This window comes from Novispirillum itersonii subsp. itersonii ATCC 12639 (assembly GCF_000381985.1).
Lineage (GTDB): Bacteria > Pseudomonadota > Alphaproteobacteria > Rhodospirillales > Rhodospirillaceae > Novispirillum > Novispirillum itersonii.
Genome location: NZ_KB907350.1, coordinates 39,514 through 61,309, shown reverse-complemented (window position 1 = coordinate 61,309; position 21,796 = coordinate 39,514). Strand labels below are relative to the sequence as shown.

Here is a 21,796-nt window from a genome sequence, read left to right as displayed (position 1 = left end):
TGTGCGGACGGTTGCTAAATGTTCCTGCCCGGAATCTTAAAAAAATCCTCTTTTTTAGTCCCGGAGTCGACTGTTTGGGCAAAGGGTGCTGGGAAGCGTTTGTTTCCACAGGTGATCCGGGGCATGATGCGCACACTTCATGCTGGATTTGTGTCAGAGGGGATCGGACATGCAGGCGGGTTTCAAAGGGCTGGCAGCAGGGATCTTTCTGCTCGGCGGTCTGGCTGTGACGGCGTCAGCCGCTGACTGGGATGCCAAGATCAGCAACCCGAAACCGGCGGCGGAGGATGTGACCCTGCCAATGCCCTGTGGTGGGGCAATGGTGTTCCGCCGTGTGGCGGTTCCGGCTGACGGCCCGCTGGGCGATACCCGGGTCATGCTGGGCGGCGGCGATCCGGCCCGGGGATCAATCGAAGGGGTGCATCCCGAATATATTGCCGGTAGTTTCAGTGACGGCAAAAACCAGCGCAGCTATCTGATCGGCAAGTACGAAGTTTCGCAGGCACAGTATGAAGCCGTTATGGCCGAGACGCCGGAGGCCTGCCCGAAGGTTGCGGTCCCGAAGCGGTTGCCGCAGGCGGATATCGGCTGGTTTGACGCGGTGAAGTTTACCGAACGCTATTCGGTCTGGCTGCGCACGAATGCCGCGAAGGCCCTGCCGAAGGAAGGCGATGAGGCGGCCTATATCCGCCTGCCGACCGAGGCGGAATGGGAATATGCGGCCCGGGGCGGGGCCTCGGTCTCCCCCGCTGACTTCGGTGAGCGCCTGTTCGCGATGCCGGAAGGGATGCCGAAGTATGTCTGGTTTGCCGGTACGCAGTCGGCCAACGGAAAGCCACAGTTAACGGGTCTACTCAATCCGGGTCCGCTGGGGATCCACGATATGCTTGGCAATGTGGATGAAATGGTGCTGGAGCCGTTCCGTCTGAACAAACTGGGCCGGTCACACGGTCAGGCTGGCGGGTATGTGGTGCGTGGTGGCAATTATCTGACCGGGGAGCAGGACATCCGCACGGCTCTGCGGCAGGAGGTGCCGTATTTTGATGACGCTGGAGCCCGCAAATCCAAGACCACCGGTTTCCGGGTGGTGGCGGCGGTTCCGTCGCTGACCTCAGGGGTGCAGCTGAAGGCTGTTCAGCAGGCGTGGGATAAGCTGGGGGCCAGCTCGGCGACCGATGACCGGCCGGGGGTTCAGCTTGGCAAGCAGGCGGAGACACCGATTGAAGATCTGGCGGTGCTGGCAAAAGCCGCTCCGGACCCGGAAATGAAAAAGCGGCTGGAACAGGTGCAGGCCTCTTTGAGGGCTGATCTGGCCCTGCGGGATGAGCAGCGTGACCGTGCGGCCCGCACGGCCCTGCGGATGGGGGCATTTCTCGGACAGAAGCTGGCCGATGACGGTAAGTGGGTTGACCGCCTGCGCTCTCTGTACGAAAGCCAGAAGGCGTCTGATCCCAACAGCGACCGGACGAAGGATTATCAGGCGAAGGTGCAGGAGAACCAGAAGGCACTGGATGACAACCTGCGCTATTATGCGGATACGGTGATACGCATTGCTGAAGACTATGGGGATGATACCCTGAAACGGCAGCGGGATCTTCTGGCCACCGAAATGAAAAATCTGGGTCTGGCCCATCTGGTCCCGTATCTGGAGCGGCATACCGGGCATGTGCTTGGATATCGTGATGACCATAAAGTCAGCCGCCAGAAATGGCTGGATGATTACGTGAAGATGTAAACGGAGAAACCGGGTTCTGCCGGGGACACGGCTGAAACTGCAAAAGCCGGTCTGGATTGTGGGAACAGGAGTAAACAATGATGCGCTTTGGGAAGGGAATCGGGACAGTTCTGATCGCCAGTCTGTTTCTGGCGGGCTGCGCGACATCCAGTGTTGATCAGGCAAACCTGTCTCCGGCGGAAAAGCGGCTGCGGGAGCAGGCCGATACTTTTAACCAGACAGTGGTTGAAGGGGCAGTCGCGGGCTGCGCGGTCGGTCTGCTGGTCGGTCTGCTGGCAGCGGGCAACGGTCAGCGTGGTCAGGGGGCGGCGATCGGGTGCGCCGCCGGTGCTGCGATGGGCGGGGCAACCGGCTACTATATTGCGGATAAGCAGGAACAGTATGCCAATGAGGAAGCTCGTCTTGATTCAATGACCGACGATGTCCGCAAGGATAACCAGCGCCTTGCCGATATGATTGCCACCAGCCGTCAGGTGATCGCTGAAGACAGCCGGACCCTTGAGTCGCTGAATCAGAAGATCGCCTCCGGCCAGATGAGCAAGGACAAGGCGAAGCAGGAACTGGCGCGTATCGACGAAAACACTCAGTACATGCAGAAGACTTTGGCAAAGCTGAAGGAAAAGCATGACGAATACGTGCAGGCCCGTGCCCAGACGCAGGGATCCTCTAAACGGATGCAGGCGATGGATAAGGAAATCGGGACGCTGGAAAAGCAGATCGCCCAGCTTGAGGGGGATATCAACGGCCTGATGCAGCGCCGTCAGGTTGCCCGGATAGGCTAAGTTTTTCTATTTCCAGGCGTTCCAGTGTGACCGGCTGATACGATACCCTTGGTCGGTACCCGCATCGCGGAAAGCGCCGATCCGGAATCTCTGCCAGGGCCGTTTTGTGAAAAGGATGACCACGATGAACCGTATCCGTCGCCGTCTGCTTCTGCCGGTGATCTGTCTGGGCTCTGTGCTGACCCTGTCGGCCTGCCAGACCAATGAAGATCCGGCGAAGGGCGGATTTTTCTCCGGGATGAGCAACCTGTCTGACGGCACCTATGACAAGCGGGCCAAGCAGAAACAGGAAACGCTGGAGAACGAGCAGGACGTCAATACCCAGAAGCAGCGCGAGCTGCAGCGGACCCAGCAGCAGCAGACCGCTGTTGCGGCGGACAGGACGGCTGCGGAACAGAAAGCGGCGGCACTCGATAAAGATATCGCTGATCTGAAGAAGAAAGTTGCCAAAGCCAAGGGCAACACGACGGAGCTTCAGCGCCAGATTTCTCAGCTTGAAGCGCGGATTGCGCAGGTCAAGGCTGATCCGGTCAGCAATGATACGGAGAAAGAAGCCCGGCTTGATGCCCTGCGTAAGCAGAAAGACAGCCTGAGTAAAGAGCTGGATACCCTGATCGGGCGCTAACAGGCCTAAGAAAAATCCCCCGGATCTCTCAGTCCGGGGGGTTATTTTATTCGCAGGTACCGCTCTGTACCGTGGGCGAACCGCCAGCCTTGGCCAGAAACTTCAGGATTCCCTCTGTCCCCAGGGCATAGCCTGCATTGGTGCCCTGATCAGAAGCGACCCGGATATAGGTGTTGATGCCGACCACCCGGCCACAGGCGTCAACCAGCGGCCCGCCGCTGTTGCCGCCGGAAATCGGGGCATTGTGGGCAATGGTTGGCATCCCGGCGCTGCGGTTCTGGATTGCCATCACCGCCCCCTGCGACAGGATGATTTCCGGGGTTGCAGACAGGTCCCCCTGCATCAGCCGGTGGAAATTGACGTCGTTGGTAATCAGCAGGCCGGGAAAACCGGCGGCAACGATCGGTTGCAGGTCGGCAACATTGGGGGTCAGCGCAAGTTTGGTGGTCAGCGGCGCCCCCGCCACTTTCAGCAGGGCAAAATCGCGTCCGGCCGGGCCTTCTTCAGCGACATGGGCAATCACCTTGGCTTCCCGCGGGGTGCCGATACCAACACCGGCAACAATCAGCGGCTGCCCTTCTGACCCGGCGATCACATGATTGTTGGTGACAATATGCTGGCTGTCGATGATGAAACCGGAGCCTGAGTTCTCTCCGGCCACCACCAGAACCACCGCCTGTTTCAGCAGCGAGACCAGTGCGGTCTTTTCCAGAGGCTTTGCCGGGGCCGAGCTTGTTTTGATGTCGGCGGCGGAGGATTTGTCGGGAGCCGGGGTGATAGCCGGTGCGGCGCCCGCCGGGGTGCCAGCGGGCGTTCCGGCAGCCAGAAGGGCTCTGGCCTCGGCAGGGTTGGCGCAGACATCACCGGCGAGGGCGGTGGTCAGCGCTGACAGCCGGGCTTCCAGTGCACTCCGTTCCGGTGACGGGGGGACTGTCTGGGCCTGCGCTGCTGTAACAGACAGCGACACGGCGAAAGCCGTGGCAAGGGCCAACCGGCTGCCTCTGAGGCAGTGCCGGAGGCTGAAGCGATACAGGGTGGATGCAGCGGAGAGGCGCATGGAGTGTCAGTCACGTCAGGTCCAGACAAGCCCGCCACGCAGAGAAACCCTGTCGCGGCAGACTTTCGGATCATACGGGGCCAGCCGAGAAATACCTATGATTTTCTGTGGTGTTCCGGGGGAGGTTCTCGGGCGGGGGGATCGCGGGACTGCCTTCGGGACTGGCTTTGGCAGAGTAAGGAATCAGCCACTCTGCGGGCAGTTCTTCTGTCCAGCGGGCAACAATCACCCCGCCGCTGACTAGCAGGGCACAGGGGAAGCGGTCTGACAGGGCGAGAAAGCGGTCCGGCGGGAGGGTGGTGAGCGTTTCTGTCTCTGACGGGGTGATCTCTGTACCGGCAGTCAGGATGTGTAAGGGATAGAAAGATCCAAGGGCGGCCCGGGCACGCAGCAGACGCAGCCAGGACTGGCCGTCATGACCGTCGGACGGAATCATCAGGACGATGGTCGGGTCCTGCACCGGCACAGGCCCGGTGATGGCGGTCGGCCATTTAGCCCCGGGGGAGAGAGTGCCCCGCCGGAGCAAGGGGCCGCCCTGTAGACTCCGGCTGGCGATCAGCAGGCTGGCTGCTGTGACCAAAACCGCACCGATGACCCCGGCAGCCGGAGGCAGAATTAAAGAGGCCGTCGCGGTTCGTACGACGGTATCGAGCAGGGAGAGCAGCAGAACGCTGTCGAGAAACAGAGCGATGGGACCCGGCCAGAGAGAGCCGAGCCCAAGATGCAGCGATACTTTAGGGAAACCCGCCCGCTTCCGGAACACCAGCCCCCGGCACAGCAGGAAAGAGCACAGTCCGCTGCCAGCCAGAATCCATGAGGGGGCAATCAGCAGCATGACCCCAAGAAAACTCTGACTGCCAATCAGGAGGCAGGCATAGATCGGCGCGGCAGAGGGCGAGACGGGGAGAATGAGCCGACATCCGCTCTGGAGGGGACCGGGATTGGCCGCGTTCAGGAACGCCATGATAAGATAGACCAGTGCCGCAGGAAACGTTCCGGGCAGCAGTCCTGATGTGGCGAGAATGGTGGTTGGCTCTGACATCGGGGACTCCGATTGTTCCGTCGGCTCATGACTGAGCAGAAGCCTGTCAGAGAAATTACATCCCCAGGTAGTTTTTGGCATGCATTTTATGCAAAATTTTGCATGTTGTATGAGGGCAATAGAAAAATTCTGAGAAAATTATTTTGAATCAGAGTTTAAGGAGATTCTGATTTTTGTCTGAATGTGTCTGAGGTGACATCAGTCAATCACAAATACCCGTAATTCGTGTATAGCTATCGCAGCTTGAGCCGCTTTTCTTGCAAAGACCGCTTGGCCTGTTCCATCCGGCAGACGGCATCGGGTCCCAGACGCAGGGCGACACCGACGGTCAGCACGTCGATGACGGCCAGTGTCAGCAGGCGGGACAGCATCGGGCTGAAGCTGGCCGTGTCTTCCGGGGTTTCAATGCCGATGGCGACGTCGGCCAGCCGGGCCAGCGGCGAGGCATCGGTGGTCAGGGCAATGACTGTCGCCCCGCTGGATTTGGCGACATCGGCGGCATCCAGCAGTTCGGGGGACCGGCCTGACTGCGACAGCGCCACCACGCAGTCGCCGGGTTGCAGGATTGCCGCTGCCATCACCTGCGTATGGCTGTCTGTGTAGGCAACGGAAGGAATTCCGAGGCGGAAAAATTTGTGCTGGGCGTCGGCTGCGACAATCCCTGAGTTACCAAGGCCGTAGAACTCAATCCGCCGGGCTTCGGTCAGCATGGCGATGGCCGCTTCCATTGCCGGAACCGACAGGGCGTCGCGGGTGGCGCGCATGGCCGTGGCGGCGCTGTCGAACAGTTTGCCCAGAATGGTGGCGGTGTCATCACCGGGATTGACGGCGGAATGGACGTAGGGTGTGCCCTGCACGGTTTCGCTGGCAAGGGTGCCTGCCAGCGATAGTTTAAAGTCCGGCAGCCCCTGACAGCCCATACGGCGGCAGAAGCGGATCACCGTCGGCTGGCTGACACCGGCCTGCCGGGCAATATCGGCGACTGCGGCCCGCATCACCGTCTGCGGATTATCCAATACATAGTCGGCCACCCGCTGTTCGGCGGGGGAGAGCTGCGGGCGTTCCTGTCGCAGGCGGTCGAGCATCCGCAGATCGGTCCTCAGGCCAGAGTTTTGGTGACGGCAAGGTGCTGGTCAAGGGCGTTGGCGGCCCCCAGCAGGGCCGGTGTCGGGCTGTGAATGACATACACCGGGATCGGCGCCAGATAGGCACTCAGGCGCCCCTGCGCCTCAAACCGTGACCGGAACGGTGAGGCTGCGAAAAAAGCCCCGAAGCGTGGAATAATACCGCCGCCGATATACAGCCCGCCGATGGCGCCAAGCGTCAGGGCCAGATTGGCGGCAGCCGTGCCGAACAGGGCGCAGAACAGGGTCAGGGCTGCCACGGCGCGCGGACAGCTTCCGTCCAGCCCGGCGCGGGAAATGTCAGGGGCCGGACGGGGGGCAACGCCGGGGGCCTGCCCCTGCGCGGTCAGGAATCGGTCGATCAGCTCCAGCCCCGATCCGGTGATCAGGCGTTCGGCTGAGAGATGGGCGACACCCAGCTCGGCCCGGGCGAAGCGGGCGAGGGCCTCTTCTTCCTCGGTGCAGGGGGAAAACGCCACATGTCCCCCTTCTCCGGCCAGCGGAATCCAGCCGGCGGCAGAGGGGAGAAGCCCGGAGACACCAAGGCCGGTGCCGGGACCGATCAGGGCTTTGGCCCCATTGCGGGCCGTACCGCCACCGATCTGTTCCAGATCCTGCGCAGGCAGGCGCGGCAGAGACAGAGCAAGGATGGTGAAATCGTTGAGAACCAGAAAGGTATCGAGGCCGAATGCGGTGCGGATGTCTTCGATCGAAAACGCCCACGGGTGGTTGGTCATGCTGACATGGTCGCCGGTGACAGCGGTGGCAATACCGATCGCCGCATGGCGGAGCCCGGTGACGCCGGTGCGCTCAAGATAAGCCTTCAGGGCATCGGCAAATCCGGGATGTTCCCGGGTTGGCAGAATCAGCAGTGCCTCGATGACGCCGGGGGCGGTTTCCAGCGCAAACCGGGCATTGGTGCCGCCGATGTCGCCCAGCAGGCGTGGATAGGATGATGTGGACATGGGCGTCGGCTCCCTTTGACTGTTCTGTTTTTTATCGTTTTCTTTGTTGTCGCCTTCAGCCGGAAGGTCAAGGGTGCAAAAGGCCGGGGGCGCAAAAGCTCTGGCGGTTGAAATGTCAGGAGTCTGAGGGGATTCAGATCTCGCTGGCAAAAATCTGTGCCGTCGGGCAGCGGGTCAGGACCACACCAACCGGCAGCGCCGGGGAGGGAGCTGTCAGGGCCTGCTGCAGAACAGACAGTTTGGCGTCCCCGGCAATCGAAAGAAAAACCTGTCGGCTGCGGGCAATTTCCGCCGCCGTCATGCTGATGCGCCGGTGCGGGGCGGTGGGTGGATCAATCAGCAGCAGGGGGGCTGCCGTATCCGCGGCCAGTCCGGTCGTCAGATTTGTCGCGCCGGGGAACAGGGATGCGGTATGCCCATCTTCGCCCATGCCCAGCAGGGTTAGATCCGGTGTCTGCCATTGTTTTATGGCGTTACTGATCAGGTCCTCCGGCGTTGCGGGCTGAAGCCACAGCGGCCTGAAGCAGGCGGTCGCGGCACGACCGGCCAGCAGATGGGTCCGCACCAGCCGGGCGTTGCTGTCGGGGTGGTCAGAAGGCAGGCAGCGTTCATCAACAAGGGTGATGGTAACGCGCTGCCACGGCAGATCCCGCTCCCTGAGGGTCTGAAACAGCGGAACCGGGGAGCGCCCGCCGGAAACAGCCAGCACGGCCCGGTCCTGCCGGGTCAGGCAGGCCAGCAGAGTCGCGGCGATGGCATCAGCCAGCGCAGCGGTGGCGACGGCGGCGGACGGAAAGCGATGAAGGGGCGGCATTGGCAGAATCCGGGATCTTTTGTAGTATTGTTACATCCTGTGCCGCAGAGGTTCAGCCTTTCAACAGGAATCTTGGCGAAGATTTTGTGATGCGGTGCAAAAATTGTTGCCAAACCGGTGTAGCAAAACTACAGTCCCGCTGCCTTTCGTGGCCGACCGGAGCCTGCGATGTCCCTTAACCCCGTTCTTGCATCCGTAACGGATCGCCTGATAACCCGCAGCGGGCCGACCCGCCGCCGGTATCTGGATGGCGTGCGTGCTGCTGAAGAGGCGCGGGCCGGGCGGGCGCAGCGGGGGGCGTTGTCCTGCACTAATCTGGCACATGCCTGTGCGGCAATGCCCGATGCGGCCAAGGCCCGGCTGACCGGTCCGACCGGCCCCAATCTGGGGATTGTCACCGCCTATAACGATATGCTGTCAGCCCATCAGCCGCTGGAACAGTATCCGGCGCTGCTGAAGGCGGCGGCGGAGCGTCTGGGGGCAACCGCGCAGGTGGCGGGCGGAGTGCCTGCGATGTGTGACGGTGTGACGCAGGGATACGAGGGGATGGAGCTGTCCCTGTTCTCCCGCGATGTGATTGCCATGGGCACCGCCATTGCCCTGTCCCATCAGATGTTTGACGCCGCGCTGTATCTGGGCGTCTGCGATAAGATCGTCCCCGGCCTGCTGATCGGGGCGCTGAGTTTTGGGCATCTTCCTGCAGTGTTTGTTCCGGCCGGGCCGATGACCAGTGGTCTTGCCAATGATGAGAAGGCGAAGGTCCGGCAGCTTTATGCGGAAGGCAAGGTTGGCCGTGATGCGCTTCTGGCATCGGAAATGGCATCTTATCACGGCCCGGGCACCTGTACCTTTTATGGGACCGCCAATTCCAACCAGATGCTGATGGAGCTGCTGGGCCTGCATCTGCCGGGTACGGCCTTCGTCAATCCCGGCACGCCGCTGCGGCAGGCCCTGACCGAGCACGCCGCCGCCGTGGCGGTTGAGATTGCCGCCGGGGCGGACCGCTATACCCCGATTGCCCGGGTGATTGATGAGCGGGCAATCCTGAATGCGGTGGTCGGTCTGATGGCCACCGGCGGATCAACCAATCACACCCTGCATCTGGTGGCGATTGCCCGGGCCGCCGGTATCGCCCTGACGTGGGATGATTTCCATGATCTGTCGGCCGTGGTGCCGCTGCTGATGCGTGCCTACCCCAATGGGAAGGCGGATGTGAACCATGTGCAGGCGGCAGGCGGCATCGGCTTTGTGATGCGGGAGCTGATTGACGGCGGGCTGTTGCACGAAGATGTCACCACCATTCTGGGCACCGGTCTGCGGGCGCATGCCAAAGAAGCCTGCCTGAGCAACAGTGGCCTTGACTGGCGCGATGTGCCCGCTGTCAGCGCGGACGCATCAGTGCTGCGCCCGCTGGCGGAGCCGTTTTCCGCCGATGGTGGGCTGCGTCTGCTGACCGGGCCGCTGGGGCGGGCAGTGATCAAGGTGTCAGCGGTTAAGACGGAGCACCGGATCGTTGAAGCCCCGGCGCTGGTCTTTGATGATCAGAATGACCTGCTGGCAGCTTTCCGGCGTGGCGAGCTGGAACGTGATTTTATTGCCGTCGTCCGCTTTCAGGGGCCGCGCATCAATGGCATGCCGGAGCTGCATAAGCTGACCCCGCCGCTGGCCGTGTTGCAGGACCGTGGCTTTCGGGTGGCACTGGTCACCGACGGGCGGATGTCCGGGGCATCCGGCAAGGTGCCTGCCGCGATCCATCTGTCGCCGGAAGCCTCTGTCGGCGGGCCGCTGGCGAAGGTCCGCGACGGTGACCTGCTGCGGCTGGATGCTGAGGCAGGAATACTGGACGTCTTGGTCCCGGCTGAGGTGTGGCAGGGGCGCGATGTCGCTGTTCCTGATTTTTCCCGCTCTGTCTCCGGGATCGGGCGGGATCTGTTCGGCGGGATGCGCCAGCTGGCGACCAGCGCCGAAACCGGGGCGATGACTTTCGCCCATCCGCTGTGGGCTGATGCCGATGCGGTTGCCGTGTAAGGAGATGACGGCCATGACCCTTGATGCCCTGTCAGTTCTGCGTCTGTCACCGGTGATGCCGGTGATCGTCATCCGCGATGCGGCGCGGGCGGTTGATCTGGCGCATGCTCTGGTGGCCGGTGGGATCCGTGCGCTGGAAGTCACCCTGCGGACCGATGCAGCACTGGCTGCCATTCGTGCCATCCGCGACGCGGTGCCGCAGGCGGTGGTTGGGGCCGGAACGGTCTGCACCCCTGACCAGCTGGCGCAGGCGGTGGATGCCGGGGCCGCCTTTGCGATCAGCCCCGGCCTGCCGTCACGGCTGGCTGCGGCGGGGCGGAGCTGCGGGATTCCTCTGATTCCCGGTGTTGCCACCCCGACGGAAGCGATGGAAGCGCAGGATCAGGGCTATGGTGTGCTGAAGCTGTTCCCGGCGGAAGCCGTGGGCGGAAAAGCGCTGCTGAAGGCAATAGGCGGCCCGCTGCCGCACCTGACTTTCTGCCCGACCGGCGGGATTGATGCGGCTTCGGCCCCCGGCTATCTGGCGCTGCCCAATGTGGCGGCAGTCGGCGGAAGCTGGCTGACCCCGGATGCGGCTGTGGCCGCCGGGGACTGGGCGAAGATTACGGCACTGGCTTCTGAAGCGAGTGCTCTCGGCGGATAAACCTGCCGGGTGGAAAAGTTGCAGGTCTGATGCAGGGATCGCGCAGCGGTGCGCAGAGCGGACAAACTCCAGTATCCCTGTCATCATGACCCCAAGCGTGTCGGGTTTTATCCCGGCACGCTTTTCTTTTATGGCGGTCCCTGTTGCAGCAGCCGGTCAAGGACTGCCCAGACGGCGGCCTGTATCTCATCCCGTTCCATCAACGGCTCGTGCAGGGCACCGGGCAGCAGGGTCAGGGTGCTGTTGCCGACCCGGCTGTGAAACCGACGCAGCACGGGCAGGGGAACGTAGGGATCCTGATCGCCCTGCAACAGATGCAGGGGCACCGGCGCGATGAAGCCGGGTTCCAGGCGGGCAGACAGGCGCAGGGCGGCGCGCACCCATCCCCAGCTTGGGCCGCCGACCCTCAGATCCGGATGATCGGTCAGCAGAATGACTTCACGGGCAAAGCGGGCAGGGTCAGAGGTGCGGCCATTGTCGGTAAAGTCACGGTCCTTGCTGCCCCAGTCCCCTTGCCCCAGCGCATACTGCTGCCCTTTACCGAGCGCGCAGGCAATGTCCGCGATCAGGCGCACGCAGGTATGCGGCAGGCTTTGCTTTGGCAGGGTGATCATTGCGCCCAGGGTGATGACCTGCCTTAGCGCTGCCGGGGGATGCGGTGTGGTCTGGAGATAGCGCAGCGCGATGCCGCCGCCCATGCTGTGGGCAAGAAGGGTGATCGGGCCAAGCGGATTGGCTGCCTGCACGGCCCGCAGGAACAGGGCCAGATCGCTGACGTGAATGTCAAAATCTTCGGCATGGCCGATCTGCGGGTTATGGGCCGGGCGCCCGCCGGAGCGGCCCTGACCACGCCAGTCGGCGACAAAGACGGTCCAGCCGTGATGAAGCAGGCGCTCGACAGTTTCAGAATATTTTTCAACAGGTTCTGTCCGTCCGGGCAGAATCAGCAGCGATCTTGGGGCCTCCCCATATTCACACAGGCGCAGGCGGGTTCCGTCGGCAGCGGTTAGCCAGTGATCGGTGACGGTTTCGGCAGGCATGGGATCCAGCCTTAGAACGTTGGTATCTGGGCCAAAAAATACCAACAATTTTTGCGGCTGCCAACGGATGGGGGCGGACGGCCACGAAAAAAGCCACGGCGCAAACCGTGGCTTTCTCTGGTCTTTCCGGGCATCAGCGGATCACTGCGGAAAGAGAGTTGGCTGGGGTGCTAGGATTCGAACCTAGGTATGACGGTACCAAAAACCGTTGCCTTACCGCTTGGCGACACCCCATCAGAACAACTTCCGGCTAAGGCCGGGCCGTCGTGAGGGCGGCAAAATAGGGGATTCCGTTTCACGACGCAAGACCTTCTTTGCCCTGTTTTTTCAGGAAAGCCTGACCGGGGGTCAACCGGCGATTTTCACCCGCCGCCGGTTAACCAGCCAGATGCCGAGGCCGACCAGTACTGCGGCAGACAGGAACGGCAGGGTCAGGCGTTCGCCCAGCAGCAGCGCCCCGAAAGCCATACCAAACAGCGGGGTCAGGAATGAAAACGCTGACAGCAGCCCGACCGGATATCGCGACACCAAAGAAAACCACATCAGATAGCTGGCAAAGGTGATGATAATTCCCTGAAACAGCAGAACGCCCCACGCCGTTTCTGACAGGGTGCCGAAGTGCGGCCATGTCTCACCCATCATCAGTCCCAGCGGGATCATCACGACAACTGACGTGCCCAGCTGATACAGCAGGGTTTTGGCAGGCGTGACAGCACCAGCCCGGGTCATGCGGATTGCCAGCGTGGTTGCCGCCCACAGCAGTCCGGCGATAAGCGCAAGAAGATCTCCGATCAGCTCCTGTCCGCCGGGCAGGCTCAGGCTGTCGCCCATACCGACCAGCAGCCCGATGAAGGCGCAGGTCAGGCCGAGCCATTGTACGGGGGCCAGTTTTTCCCCCAGCTTAAAGTGCCCGCCGAGAGCAACGACAAAGGGGGCGCAATAAAGAAACAGTACGGCCCGGGCAGCCTGTGTGTATTCAAGCCCCTTGAACAGGGCGGCAAATTCCGCGGCAAACAGGGCGCCGACCAGCAGGCCACCCTTCAGGCTGCCATCGTGGTCGAACAGACGGATTCCCCGCAGCCGACACCACAGGAGCACCAGTACGGCGGCGATCAGGCAGCGCAGCCCCCCTTGCAGGACCGGTCCGATTTCGGCGGCTGCCATCTTCACGGTGGGTTGGGTCAGGCCCCAGGTGGCGCACAGCAGCACCATGGTGGTCATCGCGAAGGTATCAAGCTGGGTCGGGCGCATGGATATCATATCCGGGCAGAAGAGAGACCCTGTGAGTGACACAGTTCCCCCTGATTGTCCACGGCATGCGGTGTGGAATGCGTTCTTGCTCTTTGGAAAATCCGCCTTATATGCCGGTGAGGCCATGGTGACGCAGGCGGATAGCGCACTGTGACAATACCCCCAAAAGGTCTGTTCACAGGGTTGTTCACGGCGAAAGGTCTGCTATTGTGCCGGGCAAACTCACTCTGAACCGACAGGGCTGTCCCCATGCTGTATTTTTCCCGTCTGAAGACGGGTCTCATCCTTCTGGTGTGTCTGGTCGGCGTGCTGCTGGCGGCCCCCAACCTCCTCCCCGCCGGGGCAATGCCGTCATGGTTGCCGCTTAACCGGGTTAATCTGGGCCTTGATCTTCAGGGCGGATCTTACCTGATGCTGAAGGTCGATCTGGCGGCCCTGCGGAAAGAGCGGATGGAGAATCAGGCGGATAGCGTCCGTCAGGTTCTGCGTGACGCCAAGGTGCGTTACACCGGTCTGACAGCCGATGACACCAGTGTGCGGTTTGCGCTGGTCGATACCGCGCAGGCCGATGCCGCCCGGACTGCCCTGAACACCGTTGATGCCGGTATCCAGATCGGCACGACGACTGTGAAGGAATTTGACATTACCGTGGATGGTCCGTCCGTCTCGCTGGTGCCAAATGAAAAGGCTTTGCAGGAACGGGCCCGCCAGACTGTCGGGCAGTCTATTGAAATCGTCCGTCGCCGTATCGACCAGAGCGGCGTGGCGGAACCGCTGATTGCCCGTCAGGGGGAAGACCGTATCGTCGTGCAGCTGCCGGGTCTGGCGGACCCGACCCGCATCAAGGCCCTGCTTGGTCAGACCGCGAAGATGACCTTCCATCTGCTGGGGGACAGTACGGTCCGTCCCGGCAGCCCGGCCCCGGCCGGGATGCAGTGGCTGCCGATGGCTGATGACCGCTCTGCCGGTCAGATGGCGCTGATCCGCCGCCAGATTGAGCTGGATGGCTCGCACCTTTCTGATGCCCGCCCCTCGACCGATCAGCGGACCGGCGAATGGCTGGTCGGCTTCTCCTTCGATGATATCGGCGGCAAGAAATTTGCGGACATCACCACCCGGAATGTCGGCAAGCCGTTTGCGATTGTGCTGGACGGTAAAATCATCAGCGCCCCGGTGATCCGTGAACCGATCCTCGGGGGGCGGGGGCAGATTTCCGGCTCCTTTAATGCGGCGTCAGCCAATGATCTGGCGGTTCTGCTGCGTGCCGGTGCGCTCCCCGCTCCGCTGACCGTGGTGGAAGAGCGGACCGTTGGCCCCGATCTCGGGGCAGACTCGATCCGCGCCGGGGTCATCAGTGTGATCGTCGGGTTTGTGCTGGTGGTTGCCTTTATGGCGATGACCTATGGCCGCTTCGGCCTGTATGCCAATATTGCACTGTTCGTTAACCTTGCCATGGCGGTCGGTGCCCTGTCGGTGCTGGGGGCAACCCTGACATTGCCGGGTATTGCCGGTCTGCTGCTGTCGCTGGGGCTGGCGGTTGATGCCAACATTCTGGTCAATGAGCGCATCCGGGAAGAAACCCGCAAGGGCAAAGGCCCGATGGCGGCGATTGAGACCGGGTTCAAGCGGGCTTACTCGACCATCGTCGATGCCAATGCCACCACCCTGATCAAGATGCTGTTCCTGTATTCCGTCGGGACGGGGACGATCCGTGGCTTTGCGATCACCATCAGCCTCGGCATTGTGGTGTCGATGTTCACGGCGGTGACGCTGGTGCGTCTGATGGTGGCGTCGTGGTGGCGTAAGACCCGCCCGGTGACGCTGGCCGTGGGGACCAAGCTGCGTCTGTTCCCGGAAAACACCAATATTCAGTTCATGAAGGGCCGCAATGTCGGCCTTGGTATGTCGGCGGCGCTGTCGATTGCCTCGGTTGTGCTGTTCTTCCACCCGGGTCTTAACCTTGGCGTTGATTTCGCCGGGGGTACGATTGTTGAAATCCGCACCGAGCAGCCGGCTGACTTTAACAAGCTGCGCGGCGCGCTGGAAAAGCTTGATGTCGGTCCGGTGAAGCTGCAGGATTTCGGTGCTGCTACTGATGTGCTGATCCGTCTGGAACGGCAGCCGGGCGGGGACGAAGAGCAGGCCAAGGTGGTCAAGCTGGTGCAGCAGACTGTGCAGGCGGAATATCCGGGGACCAGCATCCGCCGTGTTGAGAGCATCGGCGCGTCTGTCAGCTCTGAACTGTTCTCCGATGGTATGATGGCGCTGGGTCTGGCTGCCATTGCCATGCTGATTTACATCTGGGTCCGCTTTGAATGGCCGTTCGGTGTTGGCGCCGTGGTGACGATGATCCTTGATATCACCAAGGTGATCGGTTTCTACGCGCTGACCGGGCTGGAATTCAACCTGCCGGCGATTGCTGCCCTGCTGGCAATTATGGGATTCTCGATCAACGATAAAGTCGTGGTCTATGACCGTGTGCGTGAGAATCTGCGGGTGTTCCGCAAGATGCCGCTGCGCGAGCTGATTGACCGCTCGATCAATGAGACCATGAGCCGTACTGTTGCCACCTCGATCGCCATTTTCCTGTCGATCCTGCCTCTGGCCCTGTTTGGCGGAGAGGCGTTGCAGCAGTTTGCCTGGGTTCTGCTGTTTGGCGTCGTTTTGGCTACCAGCTCGTCGATCTTCATCGCCGCACCGATCCTGCTTTATCTTGGTGAGCACCGTCTGCGCCGGGAGGAGGAGGAAGATCCGGAAGCGGATAATCCGTTCGCCGGGGCCGAGCAGGTCGAAAAGTAAGGTTTCCTGCTGCATCTCTGACCTTTTGAAGAACCCACCTGCCGTATGAAAGCGGCAGGTGGGTTTTCTTTTTTCGCAGTACGTTGGGATGGCGGCCCGGTCTCCTGAACCGGATCTAGCCGGTCGGTTCGGGAAGAGGCTGTCACTGTGCCTGTTATTGCGATTGCACGAGCCTTGCTGCTGAATGGCTGAAGGCCAAAGCATTGGGGTGACGGGGCAGGTATCAGCCTACTGCCCCTGATCAGGTATGGACGAACAGCCAAGCAAAAGGGGCGCGTCCCTGTGGGATGCGCCCCTGTGTCTCTCTGCTTTGAACGCCGACTCTTTGAACGCCGAATCGATTCAGCGGGTCTTACGTCCGTCCTGCACCATGGCAAGGTTTACGTTAGATGGCGGAACCGGCAGGCAGGATACATTTTTCTGCTTCAGCAGTTTACAGGCTGATTTGGCCTGCTGTTCGTTGTCGATGCCGGTCAGTCGGGCCCGGTACACCAGCCCATTCGCACCATTCATCGGGGTGACCAAAAGCTGAGCCCCGGAAATCTGCGGACGGACGATGCCCATGGCATTGGATGCCTGCGTGTGGGCGGCGGAGAAAGCCGTGAAGGCCCCGACCTGAACGGCCCAGTCCCCAGGGTTGCCGCCGTGCTCCTGCTGTTTGGCCCACTGGGTGGCGACCTGTTTGCCGCCGAGCGGCTGCGGAGCGCTGGCCATCACCCGTTCCATCTCTGCTTTGGCGAGGGCAGCGGCCTTCTTATCCTTTTTGGCCTGTGCCTCCGCCAGCTTCTTCTCAGCAGCTTCCCGCTTGGCGGCAAGCTGCTTTTCCCGCTTTTCAGCCGCCACACGGGCCAGTTCAAGGCGGCGTTCTTCAGCGGCTTTGGCTTTGGTGGGCTGGGTATCGACAGGGGCAGCGGACGCCATGACAGGGCTGCTGCCGGTTTCCCCAAGGGATGCGAAGGAGCGGTCGAGAAGGTCCATCATCCGCTGATCGCGCCAGGCACCACTCTGGCCGCCCAGAACCACACCGACCAGAGAGTGGCCGCCCCGGCGGGCTGAGGTGGCAAGATTAAACCCGGAATCCCGGATATAGCCGGTCTTTAATCCGTCAGCGCCTTTGTACTGCAGCAGAACCCGGTTATGGGTGCCGATGGTCTGCTTGCCATAGCGGAAGGAGCGGATGCTGAAATAGTCATAATACTGGGGGAAATCGCGGCGCAGGGCGATGGACAGGCGGGCCATGTCGCGCGCGGTGGTGACCTGATCCGGATTCGGCAGGCCGGACGCATTGCGGAACTGGGTGTTCGACATACCCAGCGCCCGGGCTTTACGGGTCATCATCTGGGCGAAATTGGGTTCGTTGGAGCCCAGATGCTCGGCGATCACCACGGCGGCATCGTTAGCAGAGCGGGTGATCAGGGCCTTGATCGCATCTTCGACCATCAGGGTACGCCCGGCAGGGACCCCCAGCTTGGTCGGGGCCTGCCCGGCGGCGTAGGTTGAAACCGGCATCCGGTCGCGGATGGTGACTTTGCCTTTTTCCATTGCCTCAAACAGCATGTACAGGGTCATCATCTTGGTCAGTGATGCCGGATAGGTCTGGGCGTCGGCATTTTCCTGCTGCAGGACCGCGCCGTTTTCGGTGTCGATCACGATCGAGGCGTAGACCACCGCCAAAGCAGGGGTGGCCGACAGCAGCGAAACTGTCAGTGTCAGAACTGCCAGAAGACCTGCGACGGCGGAAGACAACCCCCGACGAGGGGCCTTGTGAAGTCCGGTGTCAAAGGTGTGGATGGCAGTCAAAGCACTTCCCCCTGATTTGGCCGATCAGTGACATTGTATGGCGGTCTGGTTACTGTCCCGGTACGGTTGCCGGGTTTTCTGCCCCGGAACAGACATATTTGCCCGATTGTCCCGGAAAAGCCTGGCTGGGTTTATGCCATTCTGGCAGACCGTTAGCGACTCGCCCGTAACCTTAAGAAAACATTTACGGCCTGTCCACGCCGATAAACTGCTTGGTGTGCCCATGACAGCAGGAAAAAGTGGACAAAACCTTACCGGGGTGTCGATCTGTGCCATAAGTGTGTCAAATTTGGGGCAACTCATCTGGTTTTTGAATTGTGCATTGCACAATCGACATGACCGGAGCCTTTGGGATGTGTTATGTTGCATTGCAGCATTTCTTTCCGATGGAGGCCTCCATGCCCGCCGTTTCCGGATTTTCCTTTGCTTCTGACACTGTCGCGACTCTTGCTGCCCGAAAGGGGATGCAGCCTTTTCTGCTGATCCCGGAGGCTGTCCGCACAAATGTGGCGGAAAGCACAAACGCGGCCAACCGGGTTCTTGACCTGTGGGCCGATGCCTTCACCTGTACGGAGCGGATGGCAATTGCAGCCCTGAAATCCGGGGGGGCGACAGCAGACGTACTGGATTCGCATAGTCTTGTTCATACCGGGGCCGTACACCCCGCCGTTTGGGCTGCGGAGTTTGTCTGGTCTGTTATCGAGGCGGCCTGTCTGCCCTACCGGGAAGTCAGTGGATGGATCGTGGATCACGCCTCGGGGGCACCGCGTCGGGCCACCGGGAGGGACGCGGCACCGATTCTGTCCTGAAAATACGGCTCCGGGAGGGTTTCCCGAGAGAGCGTCTGTGTTTATAGAATTATATATTTCAATGTATTAACGCCTATAGTTCCTCTGGATCATGCGGTTTTCCATGGTCCAGAGGAACTGCCCCCCCTCCCGCTCCGCAAAAATCCGGCCTATATTCAGTGCTAAGGCCGGTTCGCTTCCTGTAAGGGGCCGGTTACACTGGGGATCCCCCCTCCGGAAAACGGGAGGATCCGGGGACGTCTGGCAAAGCTGCAGCGTTCCCGGTGACTTTGGGCCGGAGTGAGGTTGACCCCGTAAACGGAGCCGATAGACCCCTCGATGAGTGACTTCGATCATCAGGATGACCATGGCACGGGAACCGGTGTGGCGACGCGGACCAGACCGAAGACCAAAAAGCCGTCCATGTATAAGGTATTGATGCTGAACGACGATTATACTCCGATGGAGTTCGTTGTTCATGTACTCGAGCGGTTTTTCAATAAAGACCGTGAGGAAGCCACCGAGATCATGCTGCACGTTCATCAGCGTGGCGTGGGTGTCTGCGGGGTCTATACCTATGATGTGGCCGAGACAAAGGTCACGTTGGTGATGGATCTGGCCCGGCAACATCAGCATCCGCTGCAATGTACGCTGGAGCGGGACTGAGGGGCGGTTACCCCCGGAGTCTTCGCGGGCTCACCGCTGTAAGAATATCATGACACAGGGGCCTGTAACCGGGCACCGGGAAAGAGGTGTGCGGCCGCAGGACCCGCAGGGTCCCTGCTGTCTGTCCTGTCAGGTTCTTTGCTCGGGCGAATGCTCCTGATTTTGAAAATTTGTTTTAGAAGTTTGGGCGTTGTCAGCCGTAAGGCCTGTCTCCATCTTTGCTGGGAACGCTCTGCCTGGCACGCTTAAGAACGGAAAGGGGATCGACCGATGTTGTCCCGCAATCTTGAAAAAACGCTGCACCGCGCACTGGCTCTGGCCGGAGAACACCGCCACGAGTATGTGACGCTGGAACACCTTCTGCTGGCCCTGTGTGAGGACAGCGACGCGGCGGCCGTTCTGCGGGCCTGTAGCGTAAATCTTGAGCAGCTGTCGAAGGATCTGATGACCTTTGTGGCGACGGAGCTGCACAGTCTGGTGATGCCTGACGCCACCGAGCCGACACCGACCGCCGGATTTCAGCGGGTGGTGCAGCGGGCGGCGATCCACGTACAGTCGTCAGGCCGTGAAGAGGTGACCGGGGCCAATGTGCTGGTTGCCCTGTTTTCCGAACGGGAAAGCCATGCGGTGTATTTCCTGCGCCAGCATGACATGACCCGTCTCGATGCGGTCAATTACATCTCCCATGGTATCGCCAAGCGGCCGGGATTGTCGGAAGCGCGTCCCGTTAAAGGTGCCGACGAAAGTGCGGCTGAGGAGGACGTCGTGAAAAAAGGTCACGAAGCGCTTGAAGCGTATTGCGTCAACCTGAACCGCAAGGCGATGGACGGCAAGATTGATCCCCTGATCGGGCGCGAGGCTGAGGTTGATCGCACCGTGCAGGTGCTGTGCCGCCGTTCGAAGAACAATCCCCTGTATGTCGGGGATCCAGGCGTCGGTAAAACGGCGATTGCCGAAGGTCTGGCCCGCCGGATTGTGAATGGCGAAGTGCCGGAGGTTTTGAAGTCGGCGGTGATTTTCTCGCTGGATATGGGGGCCCTGCTGGCCGGGACCCGTTACCGCGGTGACTTCGAGGAACGCCTGAAGCAGGTGATGAAGGAACTGGAAAGCCTGCCGGAAGCGGTTCTGTTCATTGATGAGATCCATACTGTGATCGGGGCCGGGGCGACCTCCGGCGGTTCACTTGATGCCTCCAACCTTCTGAAGCCGGCTCTGGCCTCGGGTGCGATCCGCTGCATCGGCTCGACCACCTATAAAGAGTATCGCAGCCACTTCGAAAAAGACCGGGCCCTGGTGCGTCGGTTCCAGAAGATTGATGTGGCTGAACCGTCGCAGGAAGATGCGGTGAAGATCCTGCATGGTCTGAAGCCGTATTACGAAAAGCATCACGGTGTGAAGTACACCAACGAAGCCATTAAGGCGGCGGTAGAGCTGTCGGCCAAATATATCGGTGACCGGAAGCTGCCGGATAAGGCGATTGATATCATCGACGAAGCCGGGGCGGCGCGGATGCTGTTGCCGGAGAACAAGCGCCGGAAGACGGTCACGCTGAAGGATGTGGAAGATATCGTCGCCAAGATTGCCCGCATCCCGCCAAAATCGGTTTCGTCCGATGACCGCGAGGCGCTGAAAAATCTTGAGCGTGACCTGAAGACGATGGTCTTTGGTCAGGACAAGGCGATTGAAGCGCTGTCCGATGCGATCAAGCTGGCCCGTGCCGGTCTCCGCGATGTCGAAAAGCCGATCGGCAATTATCTGTTTGCGGGTCCGACCGGGGTCGGCAAGACCGAGGTCGCCCGCCAGCTGTCAGTTTCGCTGGGGATCAAGCTGCTGCGCTTTGATATGTCGGAATACATGGAACGCCATTCGGTATCCCGTCTGATCGGGGCTCCGCCGGGCTATGTCGGGTTTGATCAGGGCGGCCTGTTGACCGACGGCATTGACCAGAACCCGCATTGCGTTCTGCTGCTGGATGAAATTGAAAAGGCCCATCCGGATCTGTTCAGCATTCTGTTGCAGGTGATGGACCACGGGAAGCTGACGGACCATAACGGAAAAACCGTCGATTTCCGCAATGTTATCCTGATCATGACCACCAATGCCGGGGCGCAGGAGCTGGCGAAGAATGCCATGGGCTTCCTGCGGGAAGACCGGGCCGGGGAAGATAAGGACGCCATTGAGCGGATGTTCACCCCTGAGTTCCGGAACCGTCTGGACGCGACCATCTCGTTTGCCCCGTTGGGGGCTGAAGTGGTGGAGCGGGTGGTGGATAAGTTTATCATCCAGCTGGAAACCCAGCTGAGTGAACGGGATGTGCTGATCGACCTGACGCCTGCCGCCCGCAGCTGGCTGGCGGTGAAGGGGTATGACCGCCGGATGGGGGCCCGTCCGCTTGGCCGGGTGATTCAGGAACAGATCAAGAAGCCGCTGGCGGAAGAACTGTTGTTCGGGCGTCTGGTGAATGGCGGCAGCGTCCATGTCGATCTGAAGGATGGCGCGCTGGTCTTTGAGATTGTCCCGTCTACCCGTAAGGGCGGCGGTCTGGAAAAGGACCGTCACCGGGAACCGGAACTGGTGTGATCCGGCTGGATCAGGGTTCTGTTTGAGTGAAATGGTGTTCAGTGGAAAACTGGGGGC

General features: G+C 61.1%; 17 protein-coding genes and 1 tRNA gene. 9 read left to right on the top strand and 9 right to left on the bottom strand.

Annotated features, from left to right (window positions below):
* Window positions 1-169 precede the first annotated feature (169 nt).
* The 3 genes from G365_RS0116800 to G365_RS0116790 all read left to right on the top strand — a co-directional run bounded on the left by G365_RS0116800 (window position 170) and on the right by G365_RS0116790 (window position 3,142).
* The gene (locus G365_RS0116800) at window positions 170-1,735 is read left to right on the top strand and encodes a formylglycine-generating enzyme family protein (protein ID WP_019646702.1); all 1,566 of its coding nucleotides are present in this window, start codon (window positions 170-172) and stop codon (window positions 1,733-1,735) included.
* Between the two features lie 77 nt (window positions 1,736-1,812).
* Complete coding sequence (locus tag G365_RS23205) at window positions 1,813-2,517, top strand: glycine zipper domain-containing protein (RefSeq protein ID WP_019646701.1); 705 nt, start codon at window positions 1,813-1,815, stop codon at window positions 2,515-2,517.
* A 124-nt stretch (window positions 2,518-2,641) separates the two neighbouring features.
* A complete protein-coding gene (locus tag G365_RS0116790; RefSeq protein ID WP_019646700.1) occupies window positions 2,642-3,142 on the top strand; it encodes a hypothetical protein in 501 nt (166 codons plus the stop codon).
* A 46-nt stretch (window positions 3,143-3,188) separates the two neighbouring features.
* Here G365_RS0116790 and G365_RS23200 read toward each other — a convergent pair whose 3' ends face one another.
* The 5 genes from G365_RS23200 to pgl form a co-directional block, all read right to left on the bottom strand.
* Window positions 3,189-4,133: a S1 family peptidase gene (locus G365_RS23200; protein ID WP_019646699.1), complete on the bottom strand. Its 945-nt coding sequence runs from the start codon at window positions 4,131-4,133 to the stop codon at window positions 3,189-3,191.
* A 136-nt stretch (window positions 4,134-4,269) separates the two neighbouring features.
* Window positions 4,270-5,241, bottom strand: coding sequence for a hypothetical protein (locus G365_RS0116780; protein WP_019646698.1), 972 nt, complete (start codon window positions 5,239-5,241; stop codon window positions 4,270-4,272).
* Window positions 5,242-5,474: 233 nt separating this feature from the next.
* Window positions 5,475-6,326 carry a MurR/RpiR family transcriptional regulator gene (locus G365_RS0116775; protein ID WP_019646697.1) on the bottom strand — a complete coding sequence of 284 codons (852 nt, stop codon included), beginning with the start codon at window positions 6,324-6,326 and terminating at the stop codon, window positions 5,475-5,477.
* Between the two features lie 14 nt (window positions 6,327-6,340).
* Complete coding sequence (locus tag G365_RS0116770; protein WP_019646696.1) at window positions 6,341-7,330, bottom strand: glucokinase; 990 nt, start codon at window positions 7,328-7,330, stop codon at window positions 6,341-6,343.
* Window positions 7,331-7,463: 133 nt separating this feature from the next.
* A complete protein-coding gene (pgl, locus tag G365_RS22105) occupies window positions 7,464-8,144 on the bottom strand; it encodes a 6-phosphogluconolactonase (protein WP_019646695.1) in 681 nt (226 codons plus the stop codon).
* Window positions 8,145-8,312: 168 nt separating this feature from the next.
* Here pgl and edd point away from each other — a divergent pair, with 168 nt between their 5' ends.
* Window positions 8,313-10,172 carry a phosphogluconate dehydratase gene (gene edd / locus G365_RS0116760; protein WP_019646694.1) on the top strand — a complete coding sequence of 620 codons (1,860 nt, stop codon included), beginning with the start codon at window positions 8,313-8,315 and terminating at the stop codon, window positions 10,170-10,172.
* Window positions 10,173-10,185: 13 nt separating this feature from the next.
* Complete coding sequence (eda, locus tag G365_RS0116755; RefSeq protein ID WP_019646693.1) at window positions 10,186-10,815, top strand: bifunctional 4-hydroxy-2-oxoglutarate aldolase/2-dehydro-3-deoxy-phosphogluconate aldolase; 630 nt, start codon at window positions 10,186-10,188, stop codon at window positions 10,813-10,815.
* A gap of 128 nt (window positions 10,816-10,943) precedes the next feature.
* On the opposite strand, the gene G365_RS0116750 is transcribed toward eda, so the two are convergent.
* The 3 genes from G365_RS0116750 to G365_RS0116740 all read right to left on the bottom strand — a co-directional run bounded on the left by G365_RS0116750 (window position 10,944) and on the right by G365_RS0116740 (window position 13,106).
* The gene (locus G365_RS0116750) at window positions 10,944-11,855 is read right to left on the bottom strand and encodes an alpha/beta fold hydrolase (RefSeq protein WP_019646692.1); all 912 of its coding nucleotides are present in this window, start codon (window positions 11,853-11,855) and stop codon (window positions 10,944-10,946) included.
* Window positions 11,856-12,014: 159 nt separating this feature from the next.
* Window positions 12,015-12,089, bottom strand: a tRNA-Gln gene (locus tag G365_RS0116745).
* Window positions 12,090-12,203: 114 nt separating this feature from the next.
* Window positions 12,204-13,106 carry a DMT family transporter gene (locus G365_RS0116740; protein WP_019646691.1) on the bottom strand — a complete coding sequence of 301 codons (903 nt, stop codon included), beginning with the start codon at window positions 13,104-13,106 and terminating at the stop codon, window positions 12,204-12,206.
* 249 nt (window positions 13,107-13,355) lie between these two features.
* Between G365_RS0116740 and secD the strand changes: the two genes are divergently transcribed.
* Window positions 13,356-15,905: a protein translocase subunit SecD gene (secD, locus tag G365_RS0116735; protein ID WP_019646690.1), complete on the top strand. Its 2,550-nt coding sequence runs from the start codon at window positions 13,356-13,358 to the stop codon at window positions 15,903-15,905.
* Window positions 15,906-16,247: 342 nt separating this feature from the next.
* Here secD and G365_RS22100 read toward each other — a convergent pair whose 3' ends face one another.
* On the bottom strand, window positions 16,248-17,705 hold the full coding sequence (locus G365_RS22100) for a D-alanyl-D-alanine carboxypeptidase (RefSeq protein ID WP_245554772.1): 1,458 nt from the start codon (window positions 17,703-17,705) through the stop codon (window positions 16,248-16,250).
* A gap of 398 nt (window positions 17,706-18,103) precedes the next feature.
* Between G365_RS22100 and G365_RS0116725 the strand changes: the two genes are divergently transcribed.
* The 3 genes from G365_RS0116725 (at window position 18,104) to clpA (ending at window position 21,739) form a co-directional block, all read left to right on the top strand.
* A complete protein-coding gene (locus G365_RS0116725; protein WP_155976342.1) occupies window positions 18,104-18,514 on the top strand; it encodes a hypothetical protein in 411 nt (136 codons plus the stop codon).
* A gap of 318 nt (window positions 18,515-18,832) precedes the next feature.
* On the top strand, window positions 18,833-19,159 hold the full coding sequence (gene clpS, locus G365_RS0116720; protein ID WP_019646687.1) for an ATP-dependent Clp protease adapter ClpS: 327 nt from the start codon (window positions 18,833-18,835) through the stop codon (window positions 19,157-19,159).
* Window positions 19,160-19,429: 270 nt separating this feature from the next.
* Window positions 19,430-21,739 (top strand): ATP-dependent Clp protease ATP-binding subunit ClpA, encoded by a 2,310-nt coding sequence (clpA, locus tag G365_RS0116715; RefSeq protein ID WP_019646686.1) that lies wholly within the window; start codon window positions 19,430-19,432, stop codon window positions 21,737-21,739.
* The last annotated feature ends 57 nt before the right edge of the window (window positions 21,740-21,796 follow it).